The sequence below is a fragment of the Paenibacillus larvae subsp. larvae genome, from assembly GCF_002003265.1.
GTDB classification, from domain to species: domain Bacteria; phylum Bacillota; class Bacilli; order Paenibacillales; family NBRC-103111; genus Paenibacillus_H; species Paenibacillus_H larvae.
The window spans coordinates 76,437-90,750 of the sequence record NZ_CP019687.1; the positions used below are offsets into that span (position 1 = coordinate 76,437).

At 44.7% G+C, this 14,314-nt stretch carries 10 protein-coding genes and 2 pseudogenes; 6 read left to right on the forward strand and 6 right to left on the reverse strand.

From position 1 onward, the window contains the following. Positions 1-38: 38 nt before the first annotated feature. The gene (locus BXP28_RS00405) at positions 39-1,193 is read right to left on the reverse strand and encodes a polysaccharide deacetylase family protein (RefSeq protein WP_023482906.1); all 1,155 of its coding nucleotides are present in this window, start codon (positions 1,191-1,193) and stop codon (positions 39-41) included. A 623-nt stretch (positions 1,194-1,816) separates the two neighbouring features. Next, positions 1,817-1,930 (reverse strand): annotated as a pseudogene (locus BXP28_RS00410) (IS3 family transposase); the annotation flags it as partial. Between the two features lie 421 nt (positions 1,931-2,351). On the opposite strand from BXP28_RS00410, the pseudogene BXP28_RS00415 reads away from it, so the two are divergent. Together BXP28_RS00415 and BXP28_RS00420 are read left to right on the forward strand one after the other, a co-directional pair. Then, positions 2,352-3,790: pseudogene (locus tag BXP28_RS00415) on the forward strand (alanine/glycine:cation symporter family protein). A 174-nt stretch (positions 3,791-3,964) separates the two neighbouring features. After that, positions 3,965-4,954, forward strand: a complete 990-nt coding sequence (locus BXP28_RS00420; protein ID WP_023482904.1) for an NAD(P)H-quinone oxidoreductase — start codon at positions 3,965-3,967, stop codon at positions 4,952-4,954. A 190-nt stretch (positions 4,955-5,144) separates the two neighbouring features. On the opposite strand, the gene BXP28_RS00425 is transcribed toward BXP28_RS00420, so the two are convergent. The 4 genes from BXP28_RS00425 to BXP28_RS00440 form a co-directional block, all read right to left on the reverse strand. After that, entirely contained in the window at positions 5,145-5,990 is an 846-nt protein-coding gene (locus tag BXP28_RS00425; RefSeq protein WP_023482903.1) for a divergent polysaccharide deacetylase family protein, read from the reverse strand. A 119-nt stretch (positions 5,991-6,109) separates the two neighbouring features. Then, positions 6,110-7,240 (reverse strand): Ger(x)C family spore germination protein, encoded by a 1,131-nt coding sequence (locus BXP28_RS00430; RefSeq protein WP_036658038.1) that lies wholly within the window; start codon positions 7,238-7,240, stop codon positions 6,110-6,112. Further along, a complete protein-coding gene (locus BXP28_RS00435) occupies positions 7,237-8,337 on the reverse strand; it encodes a GerAB/ArcD/ProY family transporter (protein WP_023482901.1) in 1,101 nt (366 codons plus the stop codon). Before BXP28_RS00435 ends, BXP28_RS00430 begins: the two co-directional genes overlap by 4 nt. Continuing rightward, entirely contained in the window at positions 8,334-9,863 is a 1,530-nt protein-coding gene (locus BXP28_RS00440) for a spore germination protein (protein ID WP_036658040.1), read from the reverse strand. Before BXP28_RS00440 ends, BXP28_RS00435 begins: the two co-directional genes overlap by 4 nt. A gap of 238 nt (positions 9,864-10,101) precedes the next feature. On the opposite strand from BXP28_RS00440, the gene BXP28_RS00445 reads away from it, so the two are divergent. The 4 genes from BXP28_RS00445 to BXP28_RS00460 all read left to right on the forward strand — a co-directional run bounded on the left by BXP28_RS00445 (position 10,102) and on the right by BXP28_RS00460 (position 14,241). Next, positions 10,102-10,518, forward strand: coding sequence for a Fur family transcriptional regulator (locus tag BXP28_RS00445; protein WP_024095054.1), 417 nt, complete (start codon positions 10,102-10,104; stop codon positions 10,516-10,518). Continuing rightward, positions 10,518-10,766 carry a membrane protein insertion efficiency factor YidD gene (gene yidD / locus BXP28_RS00450; RefSeq protein WP_036658479.1) on the forward strand — a complete coding sequence of 83 codons (249 nt, stop codon included), beginning with the start codon at positions 10,518-10,520 and terminating at the stop codon, positions 10,764-10,766. Before BXP28_RS00445 ends, yidD begins: the two co-directional genes overlap by 1 nt. 359 nt (positions 10,767-11,125) lie before the next feature. After that, entirely contained in the window at positions 11,126-13,105 is a 1,980-nt protein-coding gene (metG, locus tag BXP28_RS00455; RefSeq protein ID WP_023485541.1) for a methionine--tRNA ligase, read from the forward strand. A 164-nt stretch (positions 13,106-13,269) separates the two neighbouring features. Beyond that, the gene (locus BXP28_RS00460) at positions 13,270-14,241 is read left to right on the forward strand and encodes a metal ABC transporter substrate-binding protein (RefSeq protein WP_024095052.1); all 972 of its coding nucleotides are present in this window, start codon (positions 13,270-13,272) and stop codon (positions 14,239-14,241) included. The last annotated feature ends 73 nt before the right edge of the window (positions 14,242-14,314 follow it).

Genomic DNA, 14,314 nt, shown 5'->3' on the forward strand with positions numbered 1-14,314 from the left:
CTTTTTTGCTCCATTCCGCTTTCTTAATAGCGGTCGGTTCAGGAGCCTTCTGATTTTACGGTCATTTGGCCTGTTTTTTCATTGTAATCAAGCGGGATGGCCAAAAGTTCTGACAAGTCTTTAACGTTGATATACAATCTTTTCTTATACCGTTCTATAGGGTTCTTAAGAGTAATCGTCTTGCCCTCATGTTCCACTTCTTTCGATCCGGCGTGTACGGTCCAGATCTTGTCCTTGTACTTTATGCTCATCTCTCCCCGATTATCTGTGAAAATTTCACCGCCAAGCTGTTCCATAGCCGCACGAAGCGGGATCTTGTTTTTATAATGGGTTTCCAGATCAACCTGCTGTTCAATAGTGGATAACAGCTTTTCAGGAGTTATATTAGGAGAACCGGCATTAATCCGTGGAAGTGACATGGAATTGCTCCCTTGTTTCACGATGCCTGGTTGGACGGTAAACCCAAACTTTATGCCTGCTTTTTGAGCTAGTTCTACGGATTTTGGATTATAAAACCCAAACGGATACGCTAAAGAGTCTATCGGATAATCCTTCTTGTAAAAAGGTCGAAGCTCTTCAACACTTTTGGCAAAATCCGACGCAACACGATTTTCGTATTCCTGTTGATTCTCAAGCTGACCGTCTGCTTTCGGAATAGGAGTGTTCATATAAGCCTTTTTCTCATATTGACTATGCATGTTATGCGTATGGCTTTGTACTTCTATATCCGGAAAGTTTTTGCGCATTTCCCTGATTTCCTCGGGAGAAAGGTAAGAAGTGTAAGGCCCTTTCGGATTTTCCAGATATTTGGTTATTAGAAAAAGTACGCCGGGAATTTGGTTTTCTTTTAAATAAGGGTACGCGTATTTATAGACGCTTTCGTATCCGTCATCAAACGTCAAAAGAACAGCATTGTCCGGCACGGTACCTCCGTTCATAAACTCACGAAATTGCTGCAGCGATATAAAGTTATAATTATTTTTTCGAAGATAATCGATTTGGTCACGGAACAGCTTAGGTTTGATAGAGATAGGTCCTTCATCCTTTTCTGAAAAATGATGATACATAAGAACGGCTACCTGGTTTTGATAATAGGTGTTTACGGGTATTGCCCAATACAGCCCGGCAGCTCCGGCAAGTATGAATACGACAAGTCCGATAATAATTTTGAATCTCCTCTGCTTTGCTTTCATTATGGTTTCTTCCTTTCTTGGCCTAACATTTTCCAAAAATCGTAGACACCAAAGCCAACTGTTATCAATATAACCATTGCAGCAGGATAAAAAGTTACACGATGGTAACATTTTCTGGTGGGTGGAAGCTTAATGGAAATTTACAGAAAGAGGAGAAATTTACTATGAAAAAAATATTTAAAGAGTCTTTTCCAAACTGACCTCTTTTTCTTCTCTGTTTTGCGTAATCTTTTACATTGCGCTAATTTACAACAATGGATTGCAATTTTTCCTTAAATACATTAAGGGTTCCCTGAAAATTGCCCGAGGTTTATCACGCATTTTACTGTCTTTTTCAATAGAATTTCGAGCCATGTTCAACAGTTTGACTGCGCTGCCTATTTCGAAAATAATACCTGTTGTGTTTTACAAAAATTGCCACAATTGCAGAGATAAAAAGGTAGTTTATTATTAAATAATCTGGAGCTTTAATGGAGTAATAAAAAAGCCCAATCTCTATTGGTCAAGACTAGTCAAGCCCCCATTTTATAGACATTGAAAAAAGACCCTAGGCGGCAAGTTGAAGTGACCCCAGAAAATTAGACACTATATTGTTAGACTGCCTTTAAGGCATGAATTCGGTACTAGACTGGGCTCATGCCTTTTTGCTTTGCCTTAATCCGTTTGTGATTGTAGTAGTTGATGTATTTGTTTAGTTCTATTTTAAATTGTTCAATACTTTCAAATTCCTGTGCGTAAGCTGATTATCGTTATGAAGGCTCATGTGGTAAGCCACAATCTCGTTATTGTACAAGTCCTTAATGGCCGACACGTATAACCCAGGTATCTGCCACACGGTACTGGGTGCCGGTGAAAAACGATGTGTATGGATGATAAAAAGAGATTATATGCTTAACAGGTATGTTTTATCAATCTAACGGCGAAATCACGCTGTAAAAAACAAAATACTAGTCGAAATGAGATATTTCTTATATACTATACCATTGTAAGGAAATAGACAAAGATTCATATGTTAGTTCGAAGAATGGAAAAAGGGCAGTTAGAACGCCTTTGCACGAAAAATCCGCCTGGAACAGCAGGGATTTTTATGCAGCATTTTCCGTTTCATCTTTCTACCAGGCTGATATGTACGGAAAAGAAAAGGGAGGAGTAAGTTTCATGAGTGAATTTTTGAATCAGTCCGTCCAATGGACAAATAATATTCTATGGTCCTATATCGTCATTATAATGCTGCTTACCATAGGCATTTATTTTACAATACGAACCAAATTTATTCAAATAAGGTCCATTCGGGAAATGGTCCGTTTGCTAGGAGACGGAATAGGCCAATCGGGTAAATCTAAAAACGGGGTATCCTCGTTCCAGGCCTTTTGCATTGGTATGGCATCTCGTGTAGGGGTAGGAAATATTGCCGGCGTGGCTATTGCCATTTCTTATGGAGGTCCCGGAGCCGTCTTTTGGATGTGGCTCATCGCCTTGATTGGGTCGGCATTGGCCTTTGTAGAAAGTACTCTCGCACAAATTTATAAAATTAAGGATAAGAACGGATTCCGCGGAGGCCCCGCCTATTATATGGAAAAAGCATTGGGGAGACGCTGGATGGGCATTTTATTTTCCATCCTTATTACATTATCCTTCGGTCTGGTTTTTAATTCTGTACAGTCGAATACGATCTCGCAAGCGTTCCAATCCAGCTTTGGCCTGGACAAAATAGTAACGGGACTTCTTCTTGCCGTGATTGTAGCTATTATTATTTTCGGCGGTGTAAAGCGTATTGCCAAGGCGACTGAGGCTATAGTCCCTGTTATGGCATTGGCTTATGTCATGTTGGCCGTTTACGTCATTGCCACAAATCTTTCTGTAATTCCAGATGTTTTGGTTCTTATTTTCAAAAGTGCTTTCGGACTTGATGAGGGTGTCGGGGAGGAATCGGGGCTGCCATCTCGATGGGAATTAAAAGGGGCCTTTTCTCCAACGAAGCAGGGATGGGGAGTTCCCCGAATGCGGCTGCCGCAGCCGATGTTACCCATCCTGTTAAACAGGGACTGATCCAAACTCTGGGCGCCTTTATTGATACGCTGCTGATCTGTAGCTCTACTGTCTTTATCATTCTTGTATCGGGTGTCTATTCAAACACTTCACTCGAAGGAATTGAGATGACACAAATGGCCTTGTCTCTGGAGTTTGGACCGTGGGCAAGCATCATTCTGACAGTCGCCATATTCTTTTTTGGCTTAAGCGCCATGGTAGGTAATTATTATTACGGGGAAACGAATATTGGATTTATCCGTTCTTCCAAGACCTGGTTGTTCATATATCGCCTTGCCGTTATAGGTATGGTCATTTTTGGGGCTAAAGCCGAACTTAAGCTCGTCTGGAACATGGCGGACTTGTTCATGGGCCTTATGGCTCTTGTGAATTTGACAGCCATCTGGCTGCTGAGTCACATTGCTTTTGCGGCCCTTAAGGATTACAGGCAGCAGCGCAACCAAGGTAAGGAACCCCAGTTTTATTCGGATACCATTCCCGGATTAACAGGGGTTGAATGTTGGGAGCCTAGGCCCGGGCAGAATAGAAATGAGACTCCTGCTCTTTAAACTGTTCATTATTTCAGATTCCCTGGAATGAACAGCGCCGGAAGCAAAACCTTTTACCTTTGCCGGATATACTTTCTCTACACGCTCAACCCGGCAAATAATCTGTTTTCCGGGTTTTTACGTTGGAAAGGGAAATGGGGTAAAATAAGGTATGATCACGGAGGAGGGTGAAAGATGAAAGCAATTTGTTTTGATCAGGCGGGAGGGCCTGAAGTTCTGTATGTAGGGGAAGTTCAGGAGCCGGAGCTTAAGGAAGGAGAACTGCTTATTGAAGTGAAGGCCGCCGCGCTTAACCGCGCCGATCTGGCTCAACGCAGAGGATTGTACCCGCCCGTTCCGGGGGAATCGGAGATTCTTGGCCTGGAGATTGCCGGGAAAGTAACCCGCACAGGTACCGGCGTGAAGGGATGGAGCCCGGGTGACCGTGTATGTGCCCTGCTGCCGGGCGGCGGCTACGCCGAAAGGGTGGCCATTCCCGCAGGAATGGCTATGAGGCTTCCGGAGAAGATGACATTCCAGGAAGCGGCTGCTTTGCCGGAAGCCTTTCTCACCGCCTACCTGAACCTCGTCTGGTTAGGCGGCATGAAAGCCGGGCACAATGTCTTTGTGCCCGCGGGAGCCAGCGGCGTAGGCACTGCCGCTATCCAGATCATTCGCGCTTCCGGGGCGAATGCCTATGTTTCCGCCGGCTCGGAGGAGAAGCTCGCGCTGTGCAGCGAGTTGGGGGCGCTGGCCGGCTGGAATTACCGGGAAGGCGGCTCCTTCGCGGATTGGCTGCGCCGCGAGACAGGCGGCCGCGGCGTAGACTTGGTGCTCGATCTCGTTGGAGCACCGAATATGGCCGGCTATGTGGAAGCATTAGCCGAGGACGGTGCCATCCTTTTGGTCGGTCTGGTAGGAGGATCTAAAGTGAAGGAACTGGATTTGAACCCGTTATTGATGAAACGGCTGAAGATTATGGGTTCCACTCTCCGAAAACGGACCAAGGATGAAAAAATCGCCTTGACCAAGCAGTTCTGGACATGGGCCTATCCATTATTCACGGAAAACAGAATGAAGCCGGTTATCGATTCAACATTTCCGTGGAAAAAAGCAGCCGAAGCACATGCTTATATGGAAAGCAACCAAAACAAAGGGAAGATAGTCCTGGATTTTTCCCGGTAAGATATCTAACGCCCAGCCTTGGCTTCTTTCCCAATGCGCGGCTCTCCCGGCGCGCGTTGCGGTGCTGCATTGCGGGTGGTCGGACCTCGTACACGTTTTTATTGTCCGGCACATAAAAGAAAAAGAGCCGCAGAACTTCTATTCCAAGAATTCTGCGGCTCTTTGCAGTTGAACTGAAGATTGCTGCATGTCATTTGGGCTTTGGAACGAGTTCGGAAATCCGGACAATCCGGATGCCTGATTTTTCTGTAAGTGCCGGAATTTGTTCTCTCAGCACTGCGGCTGTCAGGCTGCCGTAACGCCCCACATGTCCAATCGTTACACAGGTAGAATGCTCCTTCAGATGCTTGTCCAACAGTCGGACCTGCTGGGAGATATGCTTTTTGGTATGTATATCGTCCAGGAAAAGATGATTCTCTATGCAGGGTACTCCGACTTCCTTCGCTTTTCTGCAGGCTATGCTCCAATAATTAGTGTGGCTGTCCAGGAAAAACAGGCCGCGTTCTTTGCAAACCTCGAGCACAAGTTTCATCACTCTTTCATCCCCGGTCGCCTTGGACCCCATATGATTGTTGATTCCGATAGCATGGGGAACCTCGTCGATAGCGGCATGAACCCGTTTACGGATCTCGTCATTTTTCAAATCGGTTGAAATCACACCAGGACCGAGCCAGCTTTTTCTAGCGATTTTTGGTTCCATGGGCAGGTGGATAATCACTTCTTTGCCGGCAGCATGAGCGGCTTCCGCATCGGCTTTGGTCGTCTGCAGGAAAGGCATAACCGCCACAGTGATAGGGAAAGGGAGAGCGAGCATATCTTCTGTTCCTCCCATTTTATTGCCGAAATCATCAATGACAATGGCCGCGCGCTTTTGGGTAGAGGGTTCAGGAAGAGCCGGAGACTGGCCGGGATCATCTACTCTCCTAATTGCCGAATAAAGGGAAGGAGTTGAGAAGGCCGTTTCCATCCCCAAAATCAAGCTGAAAAAAACCAGAAAGGAAAACAGGAAGAAGGAGCGGAATGCAATTTGTTTCATCAATTAAGCCACCTTTCATTTTTGTTAATATGGGACTTTTCGGAGAAACCTATGCATCAGCAGCAGTTTAAATCCCATTTTCCTACATCCAATTCGTTGGTTCTTCCAAGCTTTAAGGTTTATTCGGTGACACCATGATCCCGTATCGTGATATCGGGATAAATATTGACCTTGGCCTCGGCAAAAGTTTCCGGCCAGTTATCCTTGACCTTTTTCCACTCGGGATAACAAAAAGCACGGGCATAAATGCCAAACCCGATAGGGTCCAGCTTATTCTGCCGGATTTTTTCAAGCAGAGCATCCAATTCTTTTTTGATTTGTTCATTCAAGACCCTGGTGAAGTTCCGGAGTTCGTTATCTATATTAGCCTCGAATGTCCGCTCCTCAATGGCCACCTCCATTTTAAGGTGAACATCGAAAGCAAATTGGCCCTGAGAAAAGCGCGTTTTCACTTTGCGTTTGGTATTGAAAACGGTCATGGTGATAAAATCCTTCCCGCTTATGTTTTTAAGAAGGCTTGGACGCTTGAATTCCGTCGGCATAGTGAGGGTAATACTCAGGGGCATATTGGCCTTACGCTGAAGCATAACCATAAAGGCGCTTTCCCTCCTGCTCAAAGAGGCCCTATACTTTCCCCTGTTATCCAAAAGGGAAGATCCGGAGATTTGGATGTTTTCCTCCTTTTTTTGGATTTCTGTAATGGCAGGAGTAATCCCTTTTTCAAAAGCTTGAGTGTGAAATTCCTGGTTCGTTACAAAAGCCGCCTGATTTGTCCGCTTTCCTACATCGATCAGATTTGTAAGATAAGTCGGCAGAATCGGTTTGTCTTTAAACTCGCTGTTCAAGATCGAGGAAACCGAACCCTTGACCGTAATAAGACGCATATTGGCGGCGTTTTTGGCATCCCGGTAGAGGCTGTCCAAATACGGCATAATCCCTTCTTTCTCCAACATGTCGTTGCTGAACATCAGAACCTGTACTTTCCCTGTGACTAGCTGTCCGTTCATCTTGCTGTTAAAGATAGGCCTGGCATGCCGCGTTGTGTCAGTACTTACCTTGTACATTTCATATTTTTTTTCAGCATTTTTGTTAAATACCGGATTCATTTCGTAGATGTTCAGGTGATCATCCTCTAATTCCATTCCATACAAGAGGGCTAGTGTAGCATCTTCCACATCTATCCGGTCTCCGCAGCCAGCTAAGGCGAGTATGCTTAACGAAAGAAGGGCCAGTTGAATTTTTCGCCTCACGTTTGGTTTCCTCCTTTTTTAAATCGTTTATAAACGGAGATGTAGATGAGGAAAAGAAACGGAAACGCGAAAGCGAAATAAAGGCTTAACAAATTAAAGAAACCCTCAAAATCCTCTATCTGGTTAAAAGTCAAATAAAAAAAATAGGACAGTACGACGATGAGCGGCAATATTAAAAAGGGAACCTTCCACTTATCTTTATTAACCAGTTTGGCAATACCATCCGTGAAAAAGTAGGTGTACGGAACGAATGTTGTTAAAAAGATAAAAATATAAAAAGACAAAAATAGAATTTCCATTCGCTCGAGAAACGGAAATTGGATCGGCTTGACCAGCATCAGAGTCGGCCATAAATATTTTGTAATCTCGTCAGGACTGAAACAAATAAACGAACTTAACGTAATAAGCAAATAGACGATGAATGTTATCGTATTGGCCACTATAATCCCCTTGACAGCGTCTTTTTTATTTTTTAGATAAGGGTAGACAAGAAACGTGATTTCAAACCCGAGAAAAGCGAAAACGCTTGTTTTTACAGCCTTCATTATCGGCCACCACCCTTCTTTAAGGACAGGGAGCAGGAACAAGACATTGCCGTCTTTTAGTGGAATTAGCAGTAGTATGGGCATTACGAGAGTGAAGAAAAAGACGAACACGGCATAACGTCCCAGCAGGCGAATATCTCCGCGAAGAAGCAGAAATGTATTGAACATGAACAGGGTGAGAATAAGGAAGATTGGTGTTCTCGGCAAAACCCATACCTGGATAATATTCACTGACTTGAGCAGAATTGCAAGGGCACCTAACAGGACATATATCATCCATAGAATAAAAAGGACCGTACCGACCCATTTTCCCAAATACAGGATTAAAATGTTCTTGAAATGCTCACCGGGATGCTGTGCCATAATCCTGACGATGCATATACTTATAATCGTAACAAGAAACCAGCCTAGAATCAGGGAAATCCAGCCGTCTGTCCCGGCATATTGGGCAAGCTGGCTAGGAAGAGGAAGGGTAGCTAAACCAACTTCAATGCCGTGTATCAGTAATATGAATTGCATCAGAGATAACTCTGATTTATTTGGAATGCTCATTCCGCTTCTTCCTCTCTTCGGATTTTCATATCCTGTTTTTTCAATTGTTGAGGCCCGACAGATTCCGGCCTTTTTTTCTGCAGCCATACAGGCAGCCGGACAAAAGTGTCCTTCATATCGCTTAACCGTAACGGTGAAATAGGGGCACTGTAAGGCATACCTAAAGATTCCAGGGCCAGCAGGTGGATCACCAGGGTCATAATGCCTGCAACAATCCCAACCATCCCGAAAGCAGAAGCCAACAGCATTAGAGGAAAACGGATAAGCCGGATTCCCGCGCCAAGTTCTAAATTTGGCAAAATAAAAGAGGATATAGCCGTCATCGCAACGACAATCACCATAATGTTGCTGACTATTCCGGCTTGCACCGCTGCCTGACCGATGACAATACCTCCGACAACGCCTATCGTCTGCCCAATTGGAGAAGGCAACCGGATTCCGGCTTCACGGAGCATTTCGAGAACAAGCTCCATAATCAGAGCCTCAATCAAAGGAGGCAGGGGAACCCGCTCCCTGGATTCCGCTATGGATAGAAGCAACCGGAGTGGAATCACTTCATAATGAAAAGAAATCAGAGCGATATATAAAGCCGGGGCAAATATAGCAATAATAGCTCCTACAAACCTGAGCATACGAACGAAAGAAGAGACAAGCCAGCGTATGCTGTAATCATCAGTAGTCTGGAAAAATGAGGTAAACGTCATGGGGCCGACCAATACACCAGGTGAGCGGTCAACGATAATGGCCACCTTTCCCTGCAGTAAATGGGAAGCGGCCGTATCGGGCCGCTCGGTCATGGATAACTGGGGAAACGGTGTATACGGATCGTCCTCTATAAAACCTTCCAGCTCGCCGGTATTTAGGATTGTATCGACATTAATTTTCTTAACCCTTTTTTCTACTTCCTGAAGAGCATTCTTATTTACTACATCGGCTATATAAAGGATAGAGATACTTACTTGCCCCCGCTTTCCTACAGTGCATGTTTTTACCTTTAATTCTGTGCTGGGAATGTACCTGCGGATCATGGCAATGTTTTGATTGGCTGTTTCCGTAAAGCCCTGGTGGGCACTTTTAATGCTAGTTTCAACCTGCGGCTCATTTATCGACCTTTGAGGCCAGCCTTGCGTCTCCAGTACTAATACATAGGAGATTCCATCTACAAATAACACGGTCTTCCCGGAAAGAATAGCCTGTTCTATCTCTCTCCAGTTTCTGTTTTTTTTCACAGTCCCCATGGAAACGGCAGATTCGAACAAATGCTGGTCATCCCACTCTTCATATAGAAGGGGGCGTATAATGTCCCGGTTGATAATAACTTTATCGATCAACCCGTCGATATAAGCAATTGCGGCTTTATTTTTGTTTTTGAGCACGAGTTCTTTACAGACAAATTCCGGGATGCCTTCGAAAAGTTCAGACAAATGCTTTGTGTTTGAAGTGATTGAAGGGGTAATTTTGAACTCCTGCTGTCTTTGCGGTTCGTACGCCTTCTTCCCCTTGAGCCAATCGAAAATAGAAACCATAAGATCACCTTTTTTTAGGCTAATGTATTCTCATTATGAGAAGTTGTACATTGAAATATGCATCGGATCCACAGATTGTCCGCCTTTTGGCAGAGAGAATGAGACAGCTTCATGCTATTCAGCTGGAGGATTGCCCTTTCAGCAGGAGGTTTAGGTCATGCGGGGCAGGGCAAGTTGACGCTATCTCCAAATTGAGGCAATATAGAGGTATAGCCCGCATTATATGGAGGGAACACTTGTGAAAGCTGAAGAAATTATTCAGGCTATGGCCGGGCAAGGCATGCGGATTACCGAACAACGCCGTTTTCTTGCTGATTTATTCTCCCAGACTGAGGGATATCTGACAGCCAAAGATGTCTATGACAAAATGGGTAAAACATATCCGGGGTTAAGTTTTGATACAGTCTACCGGAATCTTCGCATCCTGCACGAAATGGGGATTTTGGAGCAATTCGTCTTTGAGGAAGGGGTTAAATTCCGGGCCCGCTGTAAAGAGCATGACCACCATCATCATTTGATCTGCCTCCAATGCGAGAAGACCATTCCGTTTTTATTCTGCCCGATGGACGGTGTACCCGGATTGCCGGAAGATTTTAAGCCTGTTAAGCATAAATTTGAAATTTACGGATACTGCAAGGATTGTCAATCTTTATGATGAAGAAAATGGTACAGGCCCCTATCCGTTTTTACCGCAAATGGATATCTCCACTGAAACCTCCGACCTGCCGGTTTTATCCGTCCTGCTCCATTTATGCACTGGAAGCCATTGAAGAGCATGGGGCGGCTTACGGCAGCTGGCTGGCCTTGAAAAGGATTTGCAAATGCCATCCATTTCATCCTGGAGGAGTTGATCATGTTTCTCCTTCAACCAGGAAAAAACATTCAGGCAGCAAACAAACTTGACAGTAAAGCGGTGATTTCGCTATATTTTGATTTAAAGAAGTGAATACGGATATTTCGATGAACGGATGAGTACAGGCGGAGGACTATGACAGAGAGCCGGGGAAGGTGAAAGCCGGTATAGGATGAAACCTGGAATATGGTCCTGGAGAGCATGCCTTCGAGCTGGTGTTTCTAATTCATTAGTAAGGGGGTATCGTGTTCCAGCGTTAATGGATGAGTCCGGCAAGCGGACTTAGTGAGCCCTGTTCTCGCAAGAGACAGGGGAATCTGGGTGGTACCACGTGAGAAATGCTCTCGTCCCAAGACGGACGGGAGTTTTTTATTTTTTTCGAAAAAAATTTTTTAGGAGGAAGATGTACATGGCTGAAGCCAAAAAAACCTTTTATCTGACGACACCAATCTATTATCCGAGTGATAAACTGCATATTGGTCATGCATATACAACAGTAGCCGGGGATGCCCTGGCCCGTTATAAGCGTCTTCGCGGGTATGATGTGATGTATCTGACCGGGACCGATGAGCATGGCCAAAAGATTGAACGGAAAGCCAAGGAAAAAGGGATGACTCCCCAAGCATTCGTAGATAACATTGTCGCAGGAATCAAGGAATTATGGGGAAAGATGGATATTTCTTATGATGATTTTATCCGGACTACGGAAGACCGCCATAAAGAGTCCGTTTCCGTTATTTTTGCGAGGTTAATGGAGCAGGGGGATATTTATCTTGGGGAGTACGAGGGATGGTACTGTACTTCTTGTGAGTCGTTCTTTCCCGAGAATAAGCTGGCGGACGGAAAGTGTCCGGATTGCGGCGGTCCTGTAGAGAAAATGAAAGAGGAAAGCTATTTCTTCCGGATGAGCAAATATGCGGATCGTCTGCTTCAATATTACGAGGAAAATCCGGATTTTATCCAACCTGAATCCCGCAAGAACGAGATGATCAATAATTTCATCAAACCGGGTCTTGAGGACTTGGCCGTGTCGAGGGCTACATTCGATTGGGGGGTAAAGGTGCCGAATGATCCGAAGCATGTAATCTATGTATGGATCGATGCCTTATCCAACTATATCAGTGCTCTTGGTTACGGTACCAAAGACTCAAGCAAATTTGATAAGTACTGGCCAGCCGATGTTCATTTGGTCGGAAAAGAAATTATCCGTTTTCACACTATCTACTGGCCAATCATGCTGATGGCTATGGGTCTGCCTCTGCCGAAAAAAGTATTCGGTCACGGATGGCTGCTGATGAAAGATGGTAAAATGTCCAAATCAAAAGGTAATGTGGTAGATCCGGTCACGCTGATTGACCGTTATGGACTGGACGCTCTTAGGTATTTTCTCTTAAGGGAAGTACCTTTTGGGGCTGATGGCCAGTTTACACCGGAAAGTTTTGTGGAGAGAATCAATCATGACCTGGCCAATGACTTGGGTAACCTCTTGAATCGAACGGTTGTCATGATGATGAAATACTTTGACGGAAAACTGCAGGTATACGTGCCTGGGGCAACCGAATACGATGCCGACCTTTTGAAAACGATGGAAGGATCTATTTCAAAATACGAAGAAGCCATGGAGAATTTGGAATTCTCGGTTGCTTTGTCCGCCTTATGGACGCTGATTGGAAGGGCGAATAAATATATTGATGAAACTCAGCCATGGGTGCTGGCCAAAGAAGGAAAGACGGAAACATTGGGGTCTGTGATGTATGTTTTAGCAGAGATACAGCGGATCATTTCCATTCTTCTTCAACCGTTCGTCACACAAACACCTGCAAAAATGTGGAGTTCTTTGGGCATTCGGGAAGGCGAAATGACAACATGGGATAGCATATACACATTTGGAAAACTCCCGGCAGGTACTCAAGTGAAGAAAACTGACCCGATGTTTCCTCGTCTGGAAGTGGAGAAGGAAGTTGCCTATATAGCCGGAGCCATGCAAGGAGGAACAGCTGCCCTATCCGCCCAGCCTGAAGCACAGCCGAATTCTAGCGGGAAAACGGAGGCTTCCGGAAACATAGAAAAGATCGGGATTGAAGATTTTGCCAAAGTTGAGCTCAGAGTTGCTCAAGTAACGGCAGCAGAAAAAGTGAAAGGCGCTGACAAATTGCTGCAGCTTCAATTGGATCTTGGATATGAGCAGCGCCAGGTAGTATCCGGCATTGCCATGCACTATACACCGGAAGAACTTGTAGGCCAAAAAGTCATCTGTGTAACAAACCTGAAACCGGTCAAACTCCGCGGCGTCGTATCTCAGGGCATGATATTGGCAGCATCCGACGGGGACAAACTGACTCTCGCTACGGTTCCGGATAGCATGCCAAATGGCGCCAGAGTAAAGTAATCCTTTTTTTGCAGAATAAACCGCCCGGTTAAAACCGGGTGGTTTCCTCATGCAGGAATTAATCGTAATTATTATGATTAGTATTGACAGGTGTTAGAATGCCCCTTATAATCAGGTGTGTAAATAAAATCATTACGATTTACACATAGGGGAGGAACAAAGAGGTGACGAAACGTATTTTTGTATGGGGTTGCTTGATGATTGCTGTATTGCTGGTATTAGGAGGATGCTCTACTGATAAATCCGGCTTAAGTCAAGATAAAATAAATGTAACCACAACTGCTTATCCGCTTTATGATTTTGCCAAAAAAATTGGTGGAGATTATGTAAATGTCATTAATTTGGTACCTGCCGGAGTAGAACCGCACGACTGGACACCGAAGGGCCGGGATATGATGAATGCGAAAAATTCAAATGTATTTCTGTATCAAGGTGCCGGTTTTGAAGGCTGGGTGGAAACTTTTCTGAACAGTCTGGATAAAGATGCCAAGACAACTCCGGTGGAAGTGACTAAAGGAATGAACTTGCTTCGCTTGAATGAAGAAGGACATCATCCCGAAGGTGAAGAACATGAATCTCATGAACATGGAGAAAAAGATCACCATCACGATTCAGAGTTTGACCCGCATACTTGGCTGAGCCCGAATTATGCCAAGCAAATGGGAGAAAATATCAAGCAAGCACTCATACAGGCAGATGCCGGACATAAAGATGAATATCAAAAAAACTTTAATGAGTTCGCCAGACAGCTGGATGAACTGGATGCCAAGTACAAAAGCGAATTGTCTAAAGTAAGTAAGAAGGAGATCGCAGTATCTCACCAAGCTTTTGGTTATTTATGTCACGATTATGGTCTGGAACAGGTAGCGGTGATGGGGCTTACTCCTGAAGCAGAACCCACAGCCAAAGATATACAGAAAGTGAAAGATTTCGTCAAAGAGCACGGAATCAAGTATATTTTCTTTGAGGAACTGGTTTCCGACAAGCTTGCCAAAACGATAGCGCAGGAGACTGGAGCTGAAACGATGGTTCTGAATCCGATTGAAGGGCTCAAAGAGGATCAGCTGAAAGCAGGAGAGGACTATTTCTCTATTATGAACAGCAACTTAACCAACTTGGTAAAAGCTTTACAATAGGCCGAAATAGGGAACTTTACCAACCTGATTAAGGCGGAAATACGTTTGCTTGCTTCAGGGGAACGGACTATCA

What these genes read in the sequence shown, in the direction of transcription:
- BXP28_RS00405 (WP_023482906.1), bottom strand. Translation starts at nt 1,193, where the DNA reads ATGAAAGCAAAGCAGAGGAGATTCAAAATTATTATCGGACTTGTCGTA.
- BXP28_RS00425 (WP_023482903.1), bottom strand. Translation starts at nt 5,990, where the DNA reads ATGAAACAAATTGCATTCCGCTCCTTCTTCCTGTTTTCCTTTCTGGTT.
- BXP28_RS00420 (WP_023482904.1), top strand. Translation starts at nt 3,965, where the DNA reads ATGAAAGCAATTTGTTTTGATCAGGCGGGAGGGCCTGAAGTTCTGTAT.
- BXP28_RS00440 (WP_036658040.1), bottom strand. Translation starts at nt 9,863, where the DNA reads ATGGTTTCTATTTTCGATTGGCTCAAGGGGAAGAAGGCGTACGAACCG.
- yidD (WP_036658479.1), top strand. Translation starts at nt 10,518, where the DNA reads ATGAAGAAAATGGTACAGGCCCCTATCCGTTTTTACCGCAAATGGATA.
- BXP28_RS00435 (WP_023482901.1), bottom strand. Translation starts at nt 8,337, where the DNA reads ATGAGCATTCCAAATAAATCAGAGTTATCTCTGATGCAATTCATATTA.
- metG (WP_023485541.1), top strand. Translation starts at nt 11,126, where the DNA reads ATGGCTGAAGCCAAAAAAACCTTTTATCTGACGACACCAATCTATTAT.